Source organism: Ruegeria sp. D6 (assembly GCF_056534365.1).
In genome coordinates, this window is the sequence record NZ_JBQFPH010000001.1 from 123,442 (window position 1) to 143,871 (window position 20,430).

At 58.8% G+C, this 20,430-nt stretch carries 20 protein-coding genes; 15 read left to right on the top strand and 5 right to left on the bottom strand.

Annotation, left to right across the window (positions count from 1 at the left end; translation table 11 throughout):
• Nucleotides 1-75: 75 nt before the first annotated feature.
• From ACR0A1_RS00590 to ACR0A1_RS00605, 4 genes are all read left to right on the top strand, one after another.
• On the top strand, nucleotides 76-2,784 hold the full coding sequence (locus ACR0A1_RS00590) for a DUF2339 domain-containing protein (protein ID WP_480865841.1): 2,709 nt from the start codon (nucleotides 76-78) through the stop codon (nucleotides 2,782-2,784).
• A gap of 164 nt (nucleotides 2,785-2,948) precedes the next feature.
• Nucleotides 2,949-5,858: an isoleucine--tRNA ligase gene (ileS, locus tag ACR0A1_RS00595; RefSeq protein ID WP_480865843.1), complete on the top strand. Its 2,910-nt coding sequence runs from the start codon at nucleotides 2,949-2,951 to the stop codon at nucleotides 5,856-5,858.
• A 137-nt stretch (nucleotides 5,859-5,995) separates the two neighbouring features.
• Entirely contained in the window at nucleotides 5,996-6,454 is a 459-nt protein-coding gene (locus tag ACR0A1_RS00600) for a methylated-DNA--[protein]-cysteine S-methyltransferase (RefSeq protein ID WP_170404416.1), read from the top strand.
• 76 nt (nucleotides 6,455-6,530) lie between these two features.
• Nucleotides 6,531-6,998, top strand: coding sequence for a hypothetical protein (locus ACR0A1_RS00605; protein ID WP_170397423.1), 468 nt, complete (start codon nucleotides 6,531-6,533; stop codon nucleotides 6,996-6,998).
• Here ACR0A1_RS00605 and ACR0A1_RS00610 read toward each other — a convergent pair.
• From ACR0A1_RS00610 to fsa, 4 genes are all read right to left on the bottom strand, one after another.
• Complete coding sequence (locus tag ACR0A1_RS00610; RefSeq protein WP_170397421.1) at nucleotides 6,983-7,696, bottom strand: CDP-alcohol phosphatidyltransferase family protein; 714 nt, start codon at nucleotides 7,694-7,696, stop codon at nucleotides 6,983-6,985. The two genes, ACR0A1_RS00605 and ACR0A1_RS00610, sit on opposite strands and share 16 nt — an antisense overlap.
• 54 nt (nucleotides 7,697-7,750) lie before the next feature.
• A complete protein-coding gene (locus ACR0A1_RS00615) occupies nucleotides 7,751-8,671 on the bottom strand; it encodes a tyrosine recombinase XerC (RefSeq protein WP_480865846.1) in 921 nt (306 codons plus the stop codon).
• A complete protein-coding gene (locus ACR0A1_RS00620) occupies nucleotides 8,668-9,375 on the bottom strand; it encodes a DUF484 family protein (protein WP_480865848.1) in 708 nt (235 codons plus the stop codon). The genes ACR0A1_RS00615 and ACR0A1_RS00620 overlap by 4 nt, the downstream gene beginning before the upstream one ends.
• A gap of 197 nt (nucleotides 9,376-9,572) precedes the next feature.
• The gene (gene fsa, locus ACR0A1_RS00625) at nucleotides 9,573-10,226 is read right to left on the bottom strand and encodes a fructose-6-phosphate aldolase (RefSeq protein ID WP_170397415.1); all 654 of its coding nucleotides are present in this window, start codon (nucleotides 10,224-10,226) and stop codon (nucleotides 9,573-9,575) included.
• 88 nt (nucleotides 10,227-10,314) lie between these two features.
• Between fsa and ACR0A1_RS00630 the strand changes: the two genes are divergently transcribed.
• From ACR0A1_RS00630 to ACR0A1_RS00645, 4 genes are all read left to right on the top strand, one after another.
• On the top strand, nucleotides 10,315-12,510 hold the full coding sequence (locus tag ACR0A1_RS00630) for a primosomal protein N' (protein WP_480865850.1): 2,196 nt from the start codon (nucleotides 10,315-10,317) through the stop codon (nucleotides 12,508-12,510).
• A 79-nt stretch (nucleotides 12,511-12,589) separates the two neighbouring features.
• Complete coding sequence (locus ACR0A1_RS00635; protein ID WP_170511419.1) at nucleotides 12,590-13,822, top strand: MFS transporter; 1,233 nt, start codon at nucleotides 12,590-12,592, stop codon at nucleotides 13,820-13,822.
• Between the two features lie 66 nt (nucleotides 13,823-13,888).
• On the top strand, nucleotides 13,889-14,761 hold the full coding sequence (locus tag ACR0A1_RS00640) for a 50S ribosomal protein L11 methyltransferase (RefSeq protein ID WP_170397408.1): 873 nt from the start codon (nucleotides 13,889-13,891) through the stop codon (nucleotides 14,759-14,761).
• A gap of 104 nt (nucleotides 14,762-14,865) precedes the next feature.
• The gene (locus ACR0A1_RS00645; RefSeq protein WP_170397406.1) at nucleotides 14,866-15,210 is read left to right on the top strand and encodes a hypothetical protein; all 345 of its coding nucleotides are present in this window, start codon (nucleotides 14,866-14,868) and stop codon (nucleotides 15,208-15,210) included.
• 108 nt (nucleotides 15,211-15,318) lie between these two features.
• Here the strand turns inward: ACR0A1_RS00645 and ACR0A1_RS00650 are convergent, their stop codons facing one another.
• Nucleotides 15,319-15,534, bottom strand: a complete 216-nt coding sequence (locus tag ACR0A1_RS00650) for a DUF1127 domain-containing protein (protein WP_170397404.1) — start codon at nucleotides 15,532-15,534, stop codon at nucleotides 15,319-15,321.
• Nucleotides 15,535-15,867: 333 nt separating this feature from the next.
• Here ACR0A1_RS00650 and ruvC point away from each other — a divergent pair, with 333 nt between their 5' ends.
• The 7 genes from ruvC to tolR all read left to right on the top strand — a co-directional run bounded on the left by ruvC (nucleotide 15,868) and on the right by tolR (nucleotide 20,416).
• Entirely contained in the window at nucleotides 15,868-16,365 is a 498-nt protein-coding gene (gene ruvC / locus ACR0A1_RS00655) for a crossover junction endodeoxyribonuclease RuvC (RefSeq protein ID WP_170404395.1), read from the top strand.
• The gene (ruvA, locus tag ACR0A1_RS00660; RefSeq protein ID WP_170511415.1) at nucleotides 16,362-17,039 is read left to right on the top strand and encodes a Holliday junction branch migration protein RuvA; all 678 of its coding nucleotides are present in this window, start codon (nucleotides 16,362-16,364) and stop codon (nucleotides 17,037-17,039) included. The genes ruvC and ruvA overlap by 4 nt, the downstream gene beginning before the upstream one ends.
• A 16-nt stretch (nucleotides 17,040-17,055) precedes the next feature.
• Nucleotides 17,056-18,075 (top strand): Holliday junction branch migration DNA helicase RuvB, encoded by a 1,020-nt coding sequence (ruvB, locus tag ACR0A1_RS00665; RefSeq protein ID WP_170397397.1) that lies wholly within the window; start codon nucleotides 17,056-17,058, stop codon nucleotides 18,073-18,075.
• A 63-nt stretch (nucleotides 18,076-18,138) separates the two neighbouring features.
• Nucleotides 18,139-18,762: a hypothetical protein gene (locus tag ACR0A1_RS00670; protein WP_170636437.1), complete on the top strand. Its 624-nt coding sequence runs from the start codon at nucleotides 18,139-18,141 to the stop codon at nucleotides 18,760-18,762.
• Nucleotides 18,759-19,142 (top strand): tol-pal system-associated acyl-CoA thioesterase, encoded by a 384-nt coding sequence (gene ybgC / locus ACR0A1_RS00675; RefSeq protein ID WP_170636436.1) that lies wholly within the window; start codon nucleotides 18,759-18,761, stop codon nucleotides 19,140-19,142. The genes ACR0A1_RS00670 and ybgC overlap by 4 nt, the downstream gene beginning before the upstream one ends.
• Before the next feature lie 105 nt (nucleotides 19,143-19,247).
• A complete protein-coding gene (tolQ, locus tag ACR0A1_RS00680; protein ID WP_170397391.1) occupies nucleotides 19,248-19,943 on the top strand; it encodes a protein TolQ in 696 nt (231 codons plus the stop codon).
• Between the two features lie 2 nt (nucleotides 19,944-19,945).
• Nucleotides 19,946-20,416, top strand: coding sequence for a protein TolR (gene tolR / locus ACR0A1_RS00685; protein ID WP_170424320.1), 471 nt, complete (start codon nucleotides 19,946-19,948; stop codon nucleotides 20,414-20,416).
• Nucleotides 20,417-20,430 lie beyond the last annotated feature (14 nt).

Sequence of the window (20,430 nt, forward strand, 5' to 3'; positions counted from 1 at the left end):
TCCATGCGGATTTCCAGACTATAAACCAGCCTGTCTGCACGGTACGTTTGGCGCATCGCATCCCGGAGGTTTCGGTTGGAATCCTTGCTTGTCCTCGTTGGTCTGATCGTTCTGGCCATTCCTGTTTCGATCATCGCTTTGCTGATTGGTCAATCGCGGTTGCGCAAGCGCGTCGAACAGCTTGAGCGGCAATTGGCCAGGCAAATACCGGAAAGCGGCGCCGAAACCTCCAAGACATCAAGGCCGGAGCCGAAGACGACGCAAACCAAGCATGATCCCTTGGCCGCGGCGAAAACCTCGTCTACCACTGACGAAAGCCCATCGGATGCGCCGCAGGCCGTTGAGGCCGCCGATCCTCCTGCCACCATCGTTTTTCGTGAAGAAAAGATCGCCGCGCTGGGCGCGTGGTTGCGTGAGAACTGGTTCTATGCGGTTTCGGCGCTGTCACTGGCCTTGGCCGGGATATTTCTGGTGCAATACGGGGTTGAGAACGGGCTGTTGCCACCCACCGCGCGGGTCGCCGCAGCCCTGATCTTTGGCCTTCTGCTGATTGGGTCAGGTGAAGTGATCCGCCGCCGCTTCGGCGATGACGAGGACGCGTCGACCGCTTATCTACCATCGGTCTTCTCGGGCGCGGGTCTGGTGACCTTGTTTGGTGGCGTCCTTGCCGCGCGCCAGCTTTATGATCTGATCGGCCCCGAGGCCGCTCTGGCCGGTCTCGTTATCATCGCTCTGTTTGCGTTGGTCTTGGGATGGTTCCACGGGCCGCTGCTCGCCGCCGTAGGCCTAATCGGAGCCTTTGCCGCGCCCTTTATGGTTGGAGGCGCATCGGACGATCCCAGTTGGCTTTATGGTTATTTCTTTATCATCGCCATTTTGGGCTTGGGTATCGATACCGTCAGGCGTTGGGCATGGATTTCCATTCTGACGCTAGTGGGTGCATACGGGGCGGCGTTTTTGCTGGTGCTGTCTTCCCCCTCTACGGAACCGGGGTATCTGACCTGTGTGACAGCACTGGCGCTGATTGCGATGGCGATACCCGTACGCAGTATCTGGCCCGACCACACCGGCCCGATGATTGCTGAAGTCATTCGGCGACGGAAAGGGATTCCATGGCCCGAGTTTCCAACCCGAATTGCCTTTGGTGCAGTTCTCACCAGTTCCATCATCCTGTCGCTGCATTGGTCGGATTCAAGCGTTGAGTTTTGGCTGGGCGTTGCTCTGTTTACCGCGTTGATACTGGCGCTGATGCTTTGGACAAAAGCTGCGCGTGCTTTGCAGGATGTGACGGTGCTGCCTGCGTTGGGTCTGAACTGGTTTGTTCTGCTGCACGGGTTGGACGGTGGCTCCGTGTGGCGCGGCTTTGCCGACACATACGTGGAAACGGCCGAGGCCGATTATCCTTGGGTAGTCACGCTATTGGTTGCCCTCGGGGCCTTGATCAGCGTGCTCGCTGCGTGGCGGTCCTTCCACGCCGGGCGCTACGCTGTGGTCTGGGCCGGGGGTGCAGCCCTATATGCTCCGACGCTGGCGATCGCGCTTGAAGTCGGATGGCAGCCTGCAAACGTGATCGGAGCTTATGCGTGGGCCTTACACGCAATCGCAATAGGCGCGATGATGGTGGTTTTGGCCGAACGGTTTGCGCGGGCCCATGGTGAGAAACGGATGCGGCCTGCACTGGCAACTCTGTCTGCGCTATCGTGCCTTAGCTTTGCCTGCATCATCGTACTCAGCTCTGCCGCATTGACCGTAGCACTTGTCGCCATGATTGTTGTGGCCGCGGCGCTGGACCGGCGATTTGTTTTGGCTCCGATGAGTTGGTTCATTTGGGCGGGTGTGTTCACGGTGACCGTACGGCTGGTGCTCGACCCGGGGCTCGATTGGGCCGAAACCGCGCCTTTGATCGAAATGACCTTGGTCTATGCAGTGGCGGTTGCCGGGTTCATCATGGGGTGGGCGTTGCTAAGGTCCTTGGACCGCCCGATTGCCTCATTGCTGCTTGAAAGCGCAGCCTGGGCAACGGCGGGAATACTGCTATCGCTCTTGTTGCTGCGCTGGCTGGAAAGCTTCGGAGAAGGCGGCGCTACAGACAGCCACTGGGGGCTGGGGCTGCTTGCAGTGATCTGGCTGCTGTTGGCTTTTGCACAAATACAGCGGTTCGAGCTTGGCGGTAAGCTGAACTACGCGCGTTACGCGCTCGCGGCGTTCTTTGCGGCACACGGCATGATGCGTCTGGTTCAGGCTTTGTCTGAGGCTAACCCGTTGCTCGACCCATTTGCCGATCCCGTGCTCGGCCCGCCGGTGCTGAACACGTTGGCGGTGGCTTATCTGTTGCCTGCGCTGGCCATCGGCTTCTCGGCTTGGCGCGTCGTGACGCAGCCCGTGCTACTGAAGCAGATCAGTTATGGGGTCGCCGGTGCCCTGATCGCGTTTTGGCTGGGGCTTACAATCCGTCATGTCTGGCAGGGGGCGAGTGGCATGTATGAAGGCAACGGCGTCACCCAGCCCGAGCTTTATTCATACACCATCACCTTGTTGGTGGTCGGCGCAGGGTTGTTCTACCAGTCGCTGGCCCGCCGGTCCGATTTGATGCGTAAGGCCGGTTTGGCCGTGATTGGCCTCGCGGTGGCGAAGGTGTTTCTGATCGATATTGCCGGATTGGGCGGGCTGATCCGGGTGTTTTCGCTGTTGGCGCTCGGTCTCGCACTGGCGGGTCTCGCATGGCTCAATCGCTGGGCCAAGCTGCGCCATTCGTCGCAAGACCCGGAACCTCTGGACCATTGAGAGCAGGCGTCCTATAAGCGCGGCCATGTTTGACCGGCTGGCCATCATTATTCGAATTATATCCCCGGCGCTCTGATATCGCGAGACGCCGGGCAAAGGTGCTTGAGTTATCGCACTGACCGCTTCGATCCATACACGACCAGAACATCCTGAGGACGCCCCAAATGTGCGCCGAAACACCTGACTACAAAGACACGCTGAACCTGCCGAAAACCGAATTCCCCATGCGTGCAGGCCTGCCCAAGCGCGAGCCAGCATGGCTGGACCGCTGGGAAAAGATCGGCGTCTATGACCGCCTTCGCGAGAAAGAGGGTCGCAAACCTTTTACCCTGCATGACGGCCCTCCTTACGCGAACGGCCATCTGCATATCGGCCACGCACTGAACAAGACCATCAAGGACATGATTGTTCGGTCCCATCAAATGATGGGCTACGATTCACGCTATGTACCTGGCTGGGACTGCCACGGTCTGCCCATCGAATGGAAGATCGAGGAACAGTATCGCAAGAAGGGCAAGAACAAGGACGAGGTGAACATCGTCGACTTCCGTCAGGAATGCCGCAAGTTCGCCGAAGGCTGGATCGACATCCAACGTGAAGAGTTCAAGCGTTTGGGCATCACTGGCAATTGGCCCGATCCTTATATCACCATGGATTATCACGCCGAGGCTGTGATCGCAGACGAGTTCATGAAGTTCCTGATGAACGGTACGCTTTATCAGGGCTCGAAACCCGTGATGTGGTCGCCCATCGAAAAGACGGCTCTGGCCGAGGCCGAGGTCGAGTATCACGACAAGGAAAGCTTCACCATCTGGGTGAAGTTCAAGGTTGTGAACACCGGCGATGTGACGCTGGACAACGCTTATGTGGTGATCTGGACGACGACCCCTTGGACGATGCCCTCGAATAAGGCCGTGGTCTATGGCGAGGATATCTCCTACGGCCTCTACGAAGTCATCGGCCGCCCCGAGGAGTGCTGGGCGCGGATCGGTGAGCGCTATCTACTGGCCGATGACCGCGCGGCGGATGTGTTTGCCCGCGCGCGTCTGGACGATACGATGTACCGCCGCCTGTGTGATGTCACGCAGGAGGATCTTGCCAAGATCCAACTGGCACACCCGCTGGCCGGGGCCGAAGATGGCAATGGCGAATGGGACGACATCCGCGATTTCCGCGCCGCTGAGTTTGTGACCGACACCGAAGGCACCGGCTTTGTCCACTGCGCGCCGTCGCACGGGATGGAGGAATTCGAGCTTTACCGTGATCTGGGGATGTTGGAACAGGTCATCACTTACAACGTGATGGATGATGGCAGCTTCCGCGCCGATCTACCGTTCTTTGGCGGTAAATACATCCTGTCCCGCAAGGGCGGTGAAGGCGATGCGAACAAGGCTGTCATCGACAAGTTGGCCGAGGTTGGCGGGCTGCTGGCGCGTGGCAAAATCAAGCACAGCTATCCGCATTCGTGGCGCTCGAAGGCGCCGATCATCTACCGCAACACACCGCAGTGGTTTGCCTCGGTTGACCGCAAGCTGGAGGACGGCATGGGCGAGATGGGCGACTCCATCCGTGAACGTGCCCTGCGCTCGATTGATGAACTGGTGAAATGGACGCCGCAGACCGGCCGCAACCGTCTGTATTCCATGATCGAAGCACGCCCGGACTGGGTTCTGTCGCGCCAACGCGCCTGGGGCGTGCCGCTGACCTGCTTCACCAAGAAGGGGGCATTGCCGACCGATGCGGACTACCTGCTGCGCAACGACGAACTTAATGCGCGTATCAAGGCGGCGTTTGAGAAGGATGGCGCAGACGTCTGGTACACGGACGGGTTCAAGGAGAAGATCCTCGACGGTATCGCGAACCCCGACGACTACGATCAGGTGTTCGACGTGCTGGATGTGTGGTTCGACTCTGGCTCGACCCATGCCTTTGTGCTGCGTGATCGTGAGGACGGGACCGCGGACGGTATCGCTGACGTCTATATGGAAGGCACCGACCAGCACCGCGGTTGGTTCCATTCGTCGATGCTGCAGGCTTGCGGCACCAAGGGGCGTGCACCATACCGCAACGTAGTGACCCACGGATTTACGCTGGATTCCAAGGGCAACAAGATGTCCAAATCGCTGGGCAACACCATCGTGCCGGAAGAGGTCGTTAAACAATACGGCGCCGATATCCTGCGCCTGTGGGTGGCTCAGACCGACTACACCGCCGACCAGAGGATCGGACCGGAGATCCTGAAAGGGACAGCCGACAGCTATCGCCGCCTGCGCAACACCATGCGGTTCATGCTGGGCTCGCTGGCAGACTTCACCGAAGCGGATCGGGTTGCGCCTGAAGATATGCCGCGCCTGGAGCGCTGGGTGTTAAGCCGACTGGCCGATCTGGATGAGCAGGTGCGCAAAGGTTATGCAGCATTTGACTTCCAGGGTGTATTCAGCGCCGTATTCACATTCGCCACGGTTGACCTGTCATCGTTCTATTTCGATGTCCGTAAAGACGCGCTTTATTGCGACGGTGACAGCCTACGCCGCCGTGCCGCGCGGACTGTGCTGGATATCCTATTCCATCGTCTGACCACATGGCTGGCCCCAGTTCTGGTCTTCACTATGGAAGAGGTCTGGCTGGAAAGGTTCCCGGCCGATGATAGTTCGGTCCATTTAATGGATTTCCCTGAAACGCCCGCTGATTGGCGCCATGAAGACCTGGAAGCCAGCATGGCCAAAGTCCGCCGCGTTCGCCGCGCCGTGACCGCTGCGCTGGAAGTTCAACGTCAGGACAAGGTGATCGGATCCAGCCTTGAGGCCGCACCGATCGTGCATGTCGAAGATCAGGAAACCCGCGATCTGCTTGCGACTTTCGACGTGGATGACATGTGCATCACTTCTGGTCTGGCCGTCACAGGCGATCCGGCCCCGGCTGAGGCGTTCCGTGTGCCGGAAATCGAGGGCGTAGCTGTAGTGTTCGAAAAAGCCCAAGGCGACAAATGCCAGCGCTGCTGGAAAATCCTTCCTGATGTTGGGCTGCACGCCCATCCGGGCGTATGCGGGCGCTGTAACGAGGCGCTGAGCTGACATTCGAACGGAGCGCGAGAGAGAGATCGCTGATGCGAGGCTCTGCCTCGCGCTCCGAGGTATTTTTGGCCAGATGAAGAGGCGGATCGTCAGGATTCGGGTTGCAGGTGTGGTGAAACATCTGCAACCGTTCTCTTATGCCGATGATCGCCGTAGAAACTAAGTTTGGTTGCCTTGGTGTCGAAGAGACCAGCGGCGCCATCACGCGTCTTGTCTGGAATGGCCGTGACGAAGGTCTAGCCACCCCGGTTCTGCGAGAAGCGGCGGCGCAGTTGCGTGCCTATGACGAAGGGCGTTTGCAGCAGTTCGAACTGCCCTACCGGATCAAGGGATCGGAATTTCAGCGTCAGGTGTGCGATGCAATGTATGCTATCCCATTTGGTGATACGCGCACCTATGGCGAGTTGGCTAACGACCTTGGCTACTCGGCGCAAGCGGTTGGGCGCGGATGCGGAGGAAATCCCATCCCCATCATTATTCCCTGTCACCGGGTTCTGGGTGCAGATGGGAAGATGGTTGGGTTTTCAGGCCACGGCGGTGTTGAGACCAAAGTGGCTCTGCTGCGTCACGAAGGTGCTGCCAGCCTGTTGATCTGATCGGTACTTATCTGTTGCAATCGGAGCGGCACGGCCCCAACCTATATCGAATAGTGAATTTGAAGGACCGAATTGAATGACCGGCCAGACAGACCCCGCCGCACGTAAGAAAGCCATCATCGATCATCTGATGTCTTTGGAAGAACAGGAACTGGCAACCGCACAGGCACACTATGATGCCTTCCTTAAGGACTCGCAGTTGGATGACCGAGAAGGGCATGACAAGGACGACATCGCTGCCTCGCGCGAGAATGCGGATCTGGCGGCCGCCTTTGATGCGCCTGTTCATGCGCATCACGCCAAGATTGACGTGATCGAGAACACCGATTTTGGCCTCACGGATACGGTGCAGCCCGGCGCCGTAATCAAGTTCAACAATCGCCGCTTCGTCGTATGTGTCTCAACGACTCGATTTGAAGTGGACGGCAAAACCTACATGGGAATTTCGACCCAAAGCCCGATCTATCTGGCTATGGTTGGCCTGCAAGAGGGTGACGTGTTCACCCATAACGGGACTGAGTTCGAGGTTCAGGAAGTCTTGTAATCCCGGGCCTTGCGCGGCGGAATGATCTGCTGCGCAATACCGGCCGAGACCAAATACAAGCTGGTGATCACCAGCCCCCAATGGGCCCAGCTTTCGGGGTGAAAATCGACCCAGGCAGCCCAACCTGCAAAGAAAGTCCAGGCAAACGCCATCGGCAAGGACAAAGTGCGCCAGCGCTCGGTCCGGACCGGGTGAATGAATTTCAGCGGCAGGAACATCGCGACTGACAGCAAGGTGACCAGAAGTAGGATCACCCAGAAGTTGGGCTCCAAAGCGAAGATCACGATGACGAACATGTTCCAGCAGCCGGGAAAGCCAGAGAAGGAATTATCTTTGGTTTTCATGCGCGTATCCGCAAAATACATCGCGCTTGCAAAGGTGATGACGATGATTGCGAACCAGCCGGTCCAACCGTCCATCAGACCCGATTTGAACAGGGCAAAGGCAGGGATGAAAACATAGGTCAAATAGTCGATGATCAGGTCCAGCAAGACTCCGTCAAACTCGGGTGCGTTCTTCTTAACGTGATAGTGCCGCGCCAGCGGGCCATCGATGCCATCGACGATGAACGAAACAACGAGCCAGAGATACATCAGGCTCCATTTCTCTTCGACTGCTGCCAACATGGCGAGCATTGCGAAAACGGCACCTGTGGCGGTGAAGAGATGAACGGAAAGCGCTTTGAATCTGAGTGTCATGGTGGTGTCATGACGGAAGCAAGGCGCAGATGCAAAGCAAAAAGGGTCTTTGCTTCAGGCTTTTGGGTGCGTGCGGTTATAGACTTCCATCAACCGGGCCGTATCGACTGCGGTATAGGTCTGCGTGGTTGAAAGCGAGGCGTGACCCAAAAGCTCTTGGATCGCGCGCAGGTCGCCGCCCGCAGACAGCAGATGGGTGGCAAAGCTGTGGCGCATCGCGTGCGGGGTGGCTGTTGCGGGAAGGCCAAGTTGCATCCGTGCCTTGGCGACCACAGCCTGAATGATTCCGGGGTTGAGCGGGCCGCCCCTGACACCTCGGAACAACGCCTTATCGGGGGATTGCGGATGTGGGCAGAGGTGAAGATAGCGATCCACCGAAGCCCGAGCGGCAGGCAAGACCGGTACGATTCTTTCCTTATCGCCCTTACCCGATATGCGCAGCGTTTCTGGCAGAGGAGCGTCCACACCGGTCAAAGACAACGCCTCGGAAATCCGCAACCCGCACCCGTAGAGGAGCGTCACAACCGCAACATCCCGTGCAGCGATCCAGTCCGATGAGGATTGTAGCTCGACCGTGTCGATCATTGCGCGCGCGGCATCTTCGGCCAGGGGTCGGGGCAGTTTCTTGGTAAATTTAGGCGCTCGGGTGGACAGCACCGCAGTAGGTTCGAACCCTTCGCGTTCGGCCAACCAGCGATAGAAGGTTTTGACGGCAGAAAGCTTGCGCGCCAGAGATCGCGCGCCGACATCAGAATTTCGCTGCTCTGCCATCCAGGCCCGCATGTCAGAAACGCTGATGCGTTCCAGCGCGGCCAGCCCTTGGCGCTCGCTGTGATGCAAGGTCATGAAGGACAGGAATTCTGTCACGTCGCCGCGATAGGCGTTGAGCGTATTTTCAGACCGCCCCGCCAGCGCCCCCAGACTGTCCAGCCAATGCTGCAGAGCATCGCGGCAGGCTGGGGAAATCAGGCTCACGACAGCCAGTGGTGCATAGAGCGTTCGAACACGCCGGCAAAGAAGGCAAGAAGATCAGTGCCAAGCTGAGGTGAGAAATGCCTCGGATCGCGCGCGCCCATGACAATCATGCCGGGTAGGCGGCCAGTGCCAAGATCGAGTTTCAGGCAGGCCTCGGATCGTAGCTGATCGGCTTGTTTACCGTAAACTTGCGGATTGGGATGGCGGATTTCGCGCAAGGTAACCTCGCGCGGCTGACCGTTGCGGTCAGCGGTTAGATAGCTATCGATAAAGCCGGGCTCAGCCACAGTCAGCACGCCGCCGAGCTGGTTCACTACCGGATCATCGCGTACGACGGTTGTTTCGAGGACCAGAGTGATGTGATCGACTCGCAGGATTTCGGCCACGTCATTGCCTAGCGCGCGCAGGAAATCCTCGAACACGGTGGGCTCCAACAGGCGAAGAATGGCGCGATGCACCTGATTTGTGCCCGCCAAGTTCTCATACGCGGCAGCGATCACCGAGCGATGAGTGTCCTCAAGGCGGTCAAGACGCGCCTCAAGCCGCTGCATGGCGATACCGCGCAGGTCGATAACGTTGTCACCACGCGCCTGCTCATTTGCAGCCACCAAGGCCTGCATCAGGTCTTTGTCATCCAGCACGGCGTCAGGCTCAGCCAGAATTGCGGCGCGGAGATTGTCCTTGAGTTTAGGATCGCTGCTCATGTCCCGTCCGGTCGTTTTTTTTGTTTGGCGGGCTTATAACATGGGTTGCTGGATTTGCCTTGGGAAAAATGCACGCGAAAGGCGAATTTCATCGCTGCTGTGGCGGGCGCTCCCGCCTGCCCGGCGCTGATCAAAGATCAGCTTTTGCCGTTGGGCCGGGCGCGGTGCCTGATGGCACCGCGCGGCAATGCTTGGGATCAGAGGATTTTCTGACCTGTCTTGGCCCAGTCGGCCAGGAAAGTTTCAAGGCCTTTGTCGGTCAGCGGGTGGTCGGCCAGTTTTTTGATCACGCCCGGAGGTGCGGTAATCACGTCAGCCCCGATGCGGGCACTGTCGGTCACGTGGTTTACGGTACGGATCGAGGCGGCGAGGATTTCGGTCTCGAACCCGTAATTGTCATAAACTTGGCGAATATCTGCGATCAGGTCCATGCCATCGAGGTTGATATCATCCAGACGTCCGATGAAGGGCGAGATGAAGGTCGCGCCCGCCTTGGCGGCCAGAATGGCCTGATTGGTCGAGAAGCACAGGGTCACGTTGACCATCTGGCCTTCGTCGGTCAGTGTTTTACAGGTTTTCAAACCAGCCCATGTCAGCGGTACTTTGACTGCGATGTTGGGCGCGATCTTGGCCAGCTTACGGCCTTCGGCGATCATGTCGTCGGCCTCGGTGGCGACAACTTCGGCCGAGACGGGGCCGTCGACCAGATCACAGATCTCTTTGGTGACTTCCAGAATGTCGCGGCCCGATTTCAGGATCAGCGAGGGGTTGGTGGTTACGCCGTCCACCATGCCCAGATCGTTCAGTTCGGCGATGGCGTCGATCTCGGCGGTGTCTACGAAGAATTTCATGAGGGCAGTCCTTTGATGGGTTGGCCTTGGTCGCGGATGGCTTTACCTCAAAGAGACCCATGCTGGAACCCCCTGCGAAGGATATACCGTGAGCGCTAACGGATTTTTCGACGAAGGAGAGCTGGTTGCGGTGCTGACCACGCAGCCGCTGGACCGGACGTTGGATTACAAAGCGCCCGAGGGCGGGTGCTTTCTTGGGGCGTTTGTCGAGGTGCCCTTGGGCCCGCGCAAAGTCTTGGGTGTGGTTTGGGGGTCGGGGCAGGGTGGTTTTGATCTGGCCAAGGCGCGGTCGGTGAACCGGGTGCTTGAGGTCGCGCCGATGCGTGAAGAAATGCGGGTGTTTCTGGGGAAAGTGGCTGACTACACCCTGACGCCGATGCCTGCGATGCTGCGGCTAGCAACGCGCGCGCCGGGGTTGGGCGATCCGCCCTCAATGCGCAAGGTTTATCGTTTGGGCGGTGGTCAACCGGACCGAATGACCGACGCACGAATGCGGGTACTTGAAGTTTTGCGAGACTATGGCGGCTTGGCCTTTACGCTGAAGGAACTGGCCGAGCAAGCGGGGGTCACATCTTCGGTCATCAAGGGGTTGGTCAAACAGAATGCTGTGCGTGAAGAGGACAGCCCGCGTGATCTTCCTTATCCTCATCTTGATCCAGAATTGCCGGGAAAGGACCTGACCGAGGATCAGGCGGAGGCCGTGATGCGGCTTCAGACCGGGCAACGGACGGGAGATTATGGAACGACTCTTCTGAAGGGAGTGACGGGTTCGGGCAAGACCGAAGTTTATCTTGAGGCGGTCGCCGAGGCCCTGCGCGTGGGGCGGCAAGCACTGGTCTTGCTGCCCGAGATCGCGCTGACGGCTGAATTTCTGACCCGTGTCGAGGCGCGATTTGGTGCGCGTCCGGCGGAATGGCATTCGGGCGCGACCATGACTGAACGTCGCCGGGTTTGGCGGATGGTCGGTCAGGGTGATGCGCAACTGGTCGTTGGGGCCCGGTCAGCACTGTTTCTTCCATTTCGCGATCTTGGTCTCGTAGTTGTCGATGAAGAACACGACACCTCGTACAAGCAAGAAGATGGGGTGCATTATAGTGCGCGGGATATGGCCGTTCTGCGTTCGGCCATCTGCGGAGCGCGGGTGATTCTGGCCAGCGCGACGCCTTCACTGGAAAGCTGGGCCAATGCCGAGGCGGGTAAATACGAACGGCTGGACCTGACCTCGCGTTTTGGTGCAGCAGTCCTGCCCGAAATGAAGCCGATCGACATGCGCGCCGAGCAGATGCAGGCCGGGACTTGGATTTCCCCCTCGCTGCGGCAGGCGGTGCAACAGCGTATCGAACACGAAGAGCAGTCACTGCTGTTCATCAACCGCCGTGGCTATGCGCCCGTGACACTATGCCGGGCGTGCGGGGAGCAGATTGCCTGCGATCATTGCGACGCGCGAATGGTTGAACACCGGTTCCTCAAGCGTCTGATGTGCCATCAATGTGGTGAGACCAAGCCAATGCCAGAGGCCTGCCCATCCTGCGGGGTCGAGGGTAAACTGGCACCGGTCGGACCCGGGATTGAACGGCTGGCAGAAGAAGCCGAGGCGGCGTTCCCCGAAGCCAAGATCGCTATGCTCAGCTCTGATCTGTTTGGTTCGGCTCGTGCCCTGAAGGCCAAGATCGAAGAGATTGCCGAAGGCGATGCGGATATCGTTATCGGGACGCAGCTGGTGGCCAAAGGACATAACTTTCCAAAGCTGACACTTGTAGGGGTGATCGATGCGGACCTCAGCCTGCATGGGGCTGACCTGCGCGCGGCGGAACGAACTTTTCAATTGATGCGGCAGGTGGCGGGCCGGGCAGGTCGTGCGGAAAAACCGGGGCAGGCGTTGTTGCAGACATTCCAGCCGGAACATCCGGTGATCCGGGCGATTCTATCGGGCGATGAAGAAGGGTTCTGGAAGGCTGAAGCCGCCGGGCGTCAGGCCGCCGGGGTGCCGCCGTATGGCCGCATGGCCGGGATTGTCCTGTCTGGCCCCGAGGTCGGGCCGGTCTTCGACATCGGCAACGCCATGGCGCGCAACGATGCGCCGTTGCGCGATGTTGGTGCTCAGGTATTTGGCCCGGCTCCAGCCCCGATCGCGCGCATACGTGGGCGTCACCGCGTCCGGCTGTTGGTCAAAGCCCCGAAAGGTGCGCCTATTCAGGACGCCATCGCCCGCTGGATCGCCCCGTTGAAGTTGAAAGGCGATATCCGCCTGACCGTGGATATCGATCCGCAAAGCTTCTACTGACCCCTGCATCAGTGCAGAGCCGCTGTGCGCCTGCCGCTTTCCCCTCGCCAAAAAGTACAAATGGGCGTAGAGCATCCTCATGCTGAAACCCATGCCCTTGTCTGAGGCGCAGAGTCTTCCGCTCTGGCGCCGCCCTATGACGCTCTTGTTCGTGATGGCGTTGACCATGCCGATCGCGTTCAACGCGTGGAGTGCATTGCTGAACAATTTCGTCATCGAGGCGGCGAACTTCGACGGGGCGGATATCGGGCTTTTGCACACGGTACGCGAGATTCCGGGCTTTCTGGCCGTTGGCGTGATTGCGGTGATAATTTTCATCCGCGAGCAGGTACTGGCCATGATCTCATTGATGATGTTGGGCGTGGCGACGGCGGTGACGGCCTGGTTTCCTAGCCTTGGCGGGCTGCTGTTTGTGACGCTGTTCAGCTCGATCGGGTTTCACTACTATGAGACGGTGAACCAGTCACTGCAGCTGCAATGGCTGCCTAAAGACCGTGCGCCGCAGGTGCTTGGCTGGCTGGTGGCTATGGGCTCGGCTGCGACGGCTGTAGTCTATGGGTTGATCGTTCTGACATGGGACCGCTTCGACCTGTCCTATAACTTCGTGTTCATGGCGGCGGGCGGCGTGACGGCCTTGCTGGCATTGTTTTGCCTGATCGCTTACCCGCAATTCGACGCGCCGACGCCGCAGACCAAGAAGCTGATCCTACGCCGCCGCTACTGGCTGTATTATGCATTACAGTTCATGGCGGGCGCGCGGCGGCAGATTTTTGTAGTGTTCGCCGGTTTCATGATGGTCGAGAAATTTGGCTTTGAAGTACACGAACTGACCAGCCTGTACCTGATCAATCTGATGATCAACATGATGGCGGCTCCGCTGCTGGGCAAGGCAGTCGCGCGGTTTGGCGAACGCCGCACGCTGATCTTTGAATATGCCGGGCTCGCCATCGTTTTCGCAGCCTATGGCGGCATCTACTGGTTTAGCTGGGGCGTGCTGCTGGCGGCGATTCTCTATGTGATCGACCATGTGCTGTTTGCTCTGGCGTTGGCTTTGAAAACTTATTTCCAGAAGATCGCCGACCCGGCGGATATTGCACCCACTGCGGCGGTGGCATTTACCATCAACCATATCGCCGCTGTTTTCTTGCCAGCACTTTTAGGTCTGCTATGGGTCGTTTCGCCCGGCGCTGTGTTTGGTTTGGCCGCTGCAATGGCGATCATCTCGCTTCTGCTGTCATTACTGATCCCGCGTCATCCGGAACCGGGCAACGAAACCATCCTGTCGAAATACGCCCCCGCGCCCGCCGAATAAGCGACTCCGCTTGACCTTGGCGGTCGGTGCCCCTAGGCGCTGTTTCGATCGAAACAGGAGGCCCCCATGCCAACATTCACTGCTCTGACCACTTTGACCGGCAAGAAAGCCGCCGAAGGATTGGGCGAGGCGATGGAACGGCTGGACCCGGAACCAACCGGCGTCGGCGTGTTCGAGGTCGAGGATGGCTCGGGCCTGTGGGAGGTCGGCGGCTATTTTACCGAAACCCCGGATGAAACCGCGCTGGCGGTTCTGGCCGCCGCGTTCGAGGCCAAGCCCTTTGTGGTCTCGGAGCTGCCCGAAACGGATTGGGTCGCCCATGTCCGCCGCGAACTAGCCCCAGTCGAGGCCGGTCGGTTTTTTGTCTATGGAAGCCATGATGCCGACAAACTGCCCGAAGGCCGCATTCCGCTGCTGATCGAAGCTGCGATGGCCTTTGGCACAGGGCACCATGGGACGACGCTTGGTTGCCTCAAGGCTTTGGACCATCTTCTGGATCATGGGTTCACGGCCACCAAAGTTGCCGATATCGGCTGCGGTACTGCCGTGCTGGCGATGGCCGCAGCTCGGGTCTGGGATGGCGATATCATCGCCAGCGACATTGATGAGGTTGCCGTCGACGTGGCCGAGGCCAACCTACGGGCGAACGGTATGGCGGGTGCGGTTAAATGTGTTGAAGCTGCAGGTTTCGATCACCCGGATCTGAAGGCGCATGCGCCTTACGATCTGATATTCGCCAATATCCTAAAAGGTCCGCTCGTGGCCCTTTCGCCTGAAATTTCGGCGAACCTGCGGGGGGGTGGACAAGCGATTCTATCGGGAATCCTCAATGAACAGTCCGATGACGTGATCTCGGTTTATCTCCAAAACGGCTTCAATCTGGTTCGCCAGGATCGGATTGGTGAGTGGACGACGCTAATCTTAAGCAAACAGGGCTGAATTTAGGCCATTTACGGGAGTTTTGTGGATTTTTGCCACGTTTTTGTCGCATTCTCTAATTACCGTCTTTCAATGCACTCGGGGGGCGGTTTTCGGAGGCTGCCATGACAGGAAAACAACTCGAATTCGATCAACGCATCTCGCGTTTGAACAAAAAGCACCAGAAACTCAGCCGCGGCTATCGTGCCACGTTGCGCTCAGACGGGCTGGTGGTGATGAAACCCCAGCGTATGCGTTCAGCAGTTCCAGCGAGGGTTTTGTTGCTGTGTTTGGTTGGCTTCTTTGCCTTCAAGGCCTTTTTACTGTCCCATCTTGGCCCGACTGCGTACGAAACGCGTGTTGAGAGCCTGAATCAGGGCACGCCGGTTGAGAAAGCTGGCGCCTGGATCATGCAGGCCGATCCGGTGACCGCGTTTTTCTCGAGCCAACTGAACAAGGTATGGTTCTAACCGGATATCTTGCACCCTCCTAACAAAAACACCGCATGCCTCACGGCGTGCGGTGCTTCTGTTTGCCCCACAGGGAGGAGGAAGGGGCTTATGCGGTAGTCCGTTATCTCAGTAACGGCGGCCTTCGGCGACAACGTCGATGTCGCCGCGGCATAGTCCGATATCGTCCAGTTCGCGGTCAGAAAGACCGTTCAGCGCGTTACGGGTTGCGCGGGCGTCATTCCATTCAACAACGGCGTTTACAACCGATGCAAAAAGTGCGCCGATACGGCCGACGAGGCCGAATGAGCCAGTGGTGGTGCGGGTGGTATCCAGTGCAGCCATATCCTGTTTCCTTCTGGTTTGTGTTAAACTCTGATCTTGCGATCTGAGCGGCATCTAGTGATGAGTTTCGCCGTGCGCAAGCGCAGAAATTGCATGTGTCCTATGCATTTTTTGCAACGCTCGAAATTGATGAAAACCCCTTAAATCATTGGTTAAAGTTCGATCGGATAAGCGTCGAAAACGAACCTAACCCGGTCGCAAACAGGCCGCGAGGAACCGGCGGCGACATGAATGTCGGTTTTGGACCTTGAGTTGATTTCCTTGGAAAATGTTCACGCTTCGTGCTAGTCGATGAAAAAAGATCACACAAACCCGAGCAGGCCGAGACAAAACATGCGAATTCTGGGCATTGATCCAGGGCTTAGAACCTTGGGATGGGGCGTCATCGAATCGCATGGCAGCCGCCTGAGCCACGTTGCGAATGGATTGTGTAAATCCGATGGTGATGATCTGGGGGAAAGGCTGCTGTCGCTACACAATCAAATCGTCGAAGTCATCGCCGAGCACAATCCAGATCAGGCGGCAATTGAACAGACCTTCGTCAACAAAGATGGGGCCGGTACACTGAAACTGGGTCAGGCGCGTGGTGTTGCGCTTCTGACGCTTGCGCAGGCGGGTTTGCCGGTTGGCGAGTACGCCCCCAACCGCGTCAAGAAAACGGTGGTGGGCGTCGGGCACGCCGAAAAAGAGCAGGTTCTGCATATGGTCAAACTCCAACTGCCCGGTTGTTCCCCCAAAGGGGCGGATGCTGCGGATGCATTGGCGATTGCCATCTGCCATTCCTACTATGGCGCCGCACCGCAGGCACGGATGAAAGAGGTACGCGCATGATCGGCAAGCTCACTGGACGGCTGGATTACCGCGCGGCGGATCACGTTCTGATCGACGTGCGGGGGGTCGGCTATATCGTCTATTGCTCGGACCGGACCATGGCGGCCCTGCCGGGGGTGGGTGAGGCAATGTCGATCTACACCGATATGGTCGTGCGCGAAGACCTGATGCAGCTTTATGGTTTTCTGTCCTTGGTCGAGAAGGAATGGCACCGTCTGCTGTGCTCGGTTCAGGGTGTGGGTGCGAAGGTATCGCTGGCCATTCTTAGTGCGCTGGGGCCTGATGGTGTCAGCCGCGCGATTGCCTTGGGTGATTGGGGGGCCGTGAAGGCCGCAAAGGGTGTCGGCCCCAAGACCGCGCAACGGATCGTTCTTGACCTCAAGGACAAGGCCCCGGGTGTGATGGCGATGGGCGGCACGGTGACCGAAGCGATGGATGGCCCGGCACTTGAAGTGGTTGAGACGACCGAGCCTGCGCCTGTTCCGAAACGGGTGGCGAAACCGGCCTCGGGCGCTTCCGCTGCTTCTGCCGATGCGCTGTCGGCGTTGGGCAATCTGGGCTATGGACCGTCCGAGGCGGCATCGGCCGTGGCCGAGGCAGCGGCCAATATGCCAGATGCGGGCGAGGCCGATCTGATACGCGCCGCGCTGAAGCTACTGGCCCCCAAAGGCTGAGTGAAAGGGTATCTGAATGGTAGACGCTGATCCCGCCCTGCGACCCGAGCCGATGCCCGAGGACAATGACCGCGCCCTGCGCCCGCAGGGGCTGGATGAATTCATTGGTCAGGCCGAGGCGCGGGCCAACCTACGAATCTTCATCCAGTCGGCCCGCCAACGCGGTGAGGCGATGGATCACACGCTGTTCCATGGTCCACCTGGATTGGGTAAGACCACGCTTGCGCAGATCATGGCGCGCGAGTTGGGAGTGAATTTCCGCATGACCTCGGGACCGGTTCTGGCCAAGGCGGGGGATTTGGCGGCGATTCTGACCAATCTGGAATCGCGGGATGTCTTGTTCATCGACGAGATTCACCGTCTGAACCCGGCGGTCGAAGAGGTGCTGTACCCCGCGATGGAGGATTTCGAGCTGGATCTTGTCATTGGTGAAGGTCCGGCGGCGCGGACTGTACGGATCGAGCTGCAGCCATTTACGCTGGTCGGGGCGACAACGCGGATGGGGTTGCTGACCACGCCGTTGCGCGATCGGTTTGGCATCCCGACCCGGCTGCAGTTCTATACGGTCGACGAGTTGCACGAGATCGTCACCCGCAATGCCCGCAAACTGGGCGCACCTGCGGATGACGAAGGCGCGCGTGAGATCGCGCGCAGGTCTCGTGGAACACCACGGATCGCCGGTCGTCTGCTGAGACGCGTAGTGGATTTTGCCATCGTCGAAGGCGATGGGCGGATTACGCGCGACTTGGCGGATGGGTCACTGACCCGGCTGGGGGTCGATAACCTTGGTCTGGACGGGGCCGACCGCCGGTATTTGAAGCTGATTGCCGAGAACTATGCGGGCGGGCCAGTGGGGATTGAAACACTCTCGGCGGCGTTGTCCGAAAGCCGGGATTCGCTGGAAGAGGTGATCGAGCCTTATCTCCTGCAGCAAGGCCTGATCCAGCGCACTCCGCGCGGACGGATGCTGGCGCAAAAGGCATGGACGCATCTGGGGATGGCTGCACCCAAAGGACAGAGCGATCTGTTTGGTTGAAGTGGGGCGCATTAGATTTTAAGGCTCAGGCAGTCGTATCTAAATCGAGAAGAAGGACTGGGCGTGACACCCGATGAGATTGAGGCGCTGTTCACACGCGATAGCGGTGAGTTTCTGTTTGCGCGCTGGGGCAGACCCATAGTGCCCATCGTGTTTGGTGTCGAGGATGAAACGCTGTCGACCGTAAAAGGTGCGTTCGAGGCGGTTGTCACTCTGGCAAATCACAAGATGGCCGAGACGGATCCCGAACTGGGTGCCAATTGCATGGTGTTCTTCTTCCGTGAGTGGCAGGAATTGTTGGATGTGCCCGATCTGGATCGCCTGATCCCGGATCTGGCCCCACTGGTTGACCGGCTGGTGGCTGCCGATGCCAATCAGTATCGCATTTTCCGGTTCGAAGAAGACGGCGCCATCCGCGCGGCATTTGTGTTTTTGCGCATGGACAAAGAGCTGTCGAAAGTGCCGGCAGAAACGCTGGCGCTAAACCAGGTCGTACAAACGATCCTGCTTTGGTCCGATACTGCCTTTCGCAGCGCCTCACCTCTGGCGATTGCTGGTGACGCGACGATCTTGCGGCCTGATATTGCGGCCTTGATCCGCGCCGCCTACGATCCTGTTCTGCCCGGTGCCGCGCAGGATCCCTCTCATGCGCTGCGCTTGTTCGCCAGATTGGAGCCGTCGCAATGAAGCATCACTACCCGGTCCGTGTTTATTACGAAGACACCGACATGGGAGGCGTGGTCTATCACGCAAATTATCTGAGATTCATCGAACGCGCCCGGTCGGACTGGGTGCGTAAACTGGGTAATGATCAGAACGCGATGCGGGACGCAGGCATTGTCTGGGTCGTGCGGCGGATCGAGGCGGATTATCTCGCCGCCGCTAGGTTTGAAGACGAGCTGATGGTCGAGACCGAGATGGTTTCGCTATCGGGCGCTCGGTTGACAATGTCGCAATTGGTCAAGCGTGGCGAGACCGAGATTTTCCGCGCCGTAGTAACGGCCGTCTGTATGAATGCGCAGGGCAAGCCCGTGCGCCTTCCGGCAGAGATTCGCGCATTGATGTAACATTTTCAGCCTCCGGGGTGGTTCTGTTGGCTTTTCATCTCCATCTGCGTTAGCGTTTGGCAAAACAAGGCCAAATGGCCATCAGGCAAAACAAAGAGCAGGTTCATGGAAGCTGAAACGCTGGCGCTGGCGCAGGAGATCGATTTCTCCATGTGGGGGCTGTATGCCCGCGCGACCTTTATCGTCAAACTGGTGATGTTGATGCTGATCGGTGCATCCATCTGGTCCTGGGGCATTATCATTCAGAAACTGATCAACTACCGAGCCGCGCGGCGCGAGGCGCAGGTATTCGATGAAAGCTTCTGGTCTGGCAATCCGCTAGATGAGCTGTTCGAGCAGATCGGAACCCAACCCGATGGCAGTTCCGAGAAGATTTTCGCGGCGGGGATGATCGAGTGGCGACGCTCGCACCGCACCGATGGCGGCTTGATCGCAGGCGCGACGGCGCGGATCGATCGCTCGATGGACGTGGCGATCGCGAAAGAGGCTGAGGGGCTGCAAAAAGGGTTGCCCATTCTGGCCACTGTCGGATCGACAGCGCCGTTTATCGGCCTGTTTGGCACCGTTTGGGGCATCATGAATGCCTTTATCGAGATTGCCGAGCAGCAGAACACAAACCTCGCCGTTGTGGCCCCGGGTATTGCCGAGGCGTTGCTGGCCACCGGTCTTGGCTTGCTGGCCGCGATCCCGGCGGTGATATTCTATAATAAACTCAGCGCAGACAGTGACCGCATCGTCGGCGGCTACGAGGCCTTTGCCGATGAATTCGCCACTATCCTGTCGCGTCAGTTGGATAGCTGACGATGGGTGCGGCAGTTCAGCAAAGCTCGGGCGGGAACGGACGCAGGCGCGGACGGCGGCGCGGGCGCGCCCAACCGATGGCCGAGATCAACGTGACGCCCTTTGTTGATGTCATGCTGGTGTTGCTGATCATCTTTATGGTGGCGGCCCCATTGTTGACCGTCGGCGTACCTGTCGATCTGCCCAAGACTGCCGCAAGTGCCTTACCCGGTGACAACGAAGAGCCGCTGACTGTGACCCTGACCGCAGATGGGCGCGTGCAGATCCAGACCACGGATGTGCTGCGCGAAGAACTGATCGGTAAGCTGCGCGCGATCGCAGCTGAGCGCAGCAGCGACCGTGTGTTCTTGCGTGCTGACGGCGCGATTCCCTACGCGCAAGTGATGCAGGTCATGGGCGCTTTGAACGCGGGTGGGTTTTCCAACGTAGGCCTTGTGACCGATACCGGCGGGCCAACGCTGGACGAAGGGTGAGAGTGAGGCTGCGC

Excerpts from the sequence above, each read along its gene's own strand:
- tolR (WP_170424320.1), top strand. The coding sequence starts at position 19,946 with ATGGGTGCGGCAGTTCAGCAAAGCTCGGGCGGGAACGGACGCAGGCGC.
- ruvA (WP_170511415.1), top strand. The coding sequence starts at position 16,362 with ATGATCGGCAAGCTCACTGGACGGCTGGATTACCGCGCGGCGGATCAC.
- ACR0A1_RS00600 (WP_170404416.1), top strand. The coding sequence starts at position 5,996 with ATGCCGATGATCGCCGTAGAAACTAAGTTTGGTTGCCTTGGTGTCGAA.
- fsa (WP_170397415.1), bottom strand. The coding sequence starts at position 10,226 with ATGAAATTCTTCGTAGACACCGCCGAGATCGACGCCATCGCCGAACTG.
- ruvC (WP_170404395.1), top strand. The coding sequence starts at position 15,868 with ATGCGAATTCTGGGCATTGATCCAGGGCTTAGAACCTTGGGATGGGGC.
- ACR0A1_RS00640 (WP_170397408.1), top strand. The coding sequence starts at position 13,889 with ATGCCAACATTCACTGCTCTGACCACTTTGACCGGCAAGAAAGCCGCC.
- ACR0A1_RS00620 (WP_480865848.1), bottom strand. The coding sequence starts at position 9,375 with ATGAGCAGCGATCCTAAACTCAAGGACAATCTCCGCGCCGCAATTCTG.
- ileS (WP_480865843.1), top strand. The coding sequence starts at position 2,949 with ATGTGCGCCGAAACACCTGACTACAAAGACACGCTGAACCTGCCGAAA.
- ACR0A1_RS00605 (WP_170397423.1), top strand. The coding sequence starts at position 6,531 with ATGACCGGCCAGACAGACCCCGCCGCACGTAAGAAAGCCATCATCGAT.
- tolQ (WP_170397391.1), top strand. The coding sequence starts at position 19,248 with ATGGAAGCTGAAACGCTGGCGCTGGCGCAGGAGATCGATTTCTCCATG.
- ybgC (WP_170636436.1), top strand. The coding sequence starts at position 18,759 with ATGAAGCATCACTACCCGGTCCGTGTTTATTACGAAGACACCGACATG.
- ACR0A1_RS00650 (WP_170397404.1), bottom strand. The coding sequence starts at position 15,534 with ATGGCTGCACTGGATACCACCCGCACCACCACTGGCTCATTCGGCCTC.
- ACR0A1_RS00635 (WP_170511419.1), top strand. The coding sequence starts at position 12,590 with ATGCTGAAACCCATGCCCTTGTCTGAGGCGCAGAGTCTTCCGCTCTGG.
- ACR0A1_RS00645 (WP_170397406.1), top strand. The coding sequence starts at position 14,866 with ATGACAGGAAAACAACTCGAATTCGATCAACGCATCTCGCGTTTGAAC.
- ACR0A1_RS00610 (WP_170397421.1), bottom strand. The coding sequence starts at position 7,696 with ATGACACTCAGATTCAAAGCGCTTTCCGTTCATCTCTTCACCGCCACA.
- ruvB (WP_170397397.1), top strand. The coding sequence starts at position 17,056 with ATGGTAGACGCTGATCCCGCCCTGCGACCCGAGCCGATGCCCGAGGAC.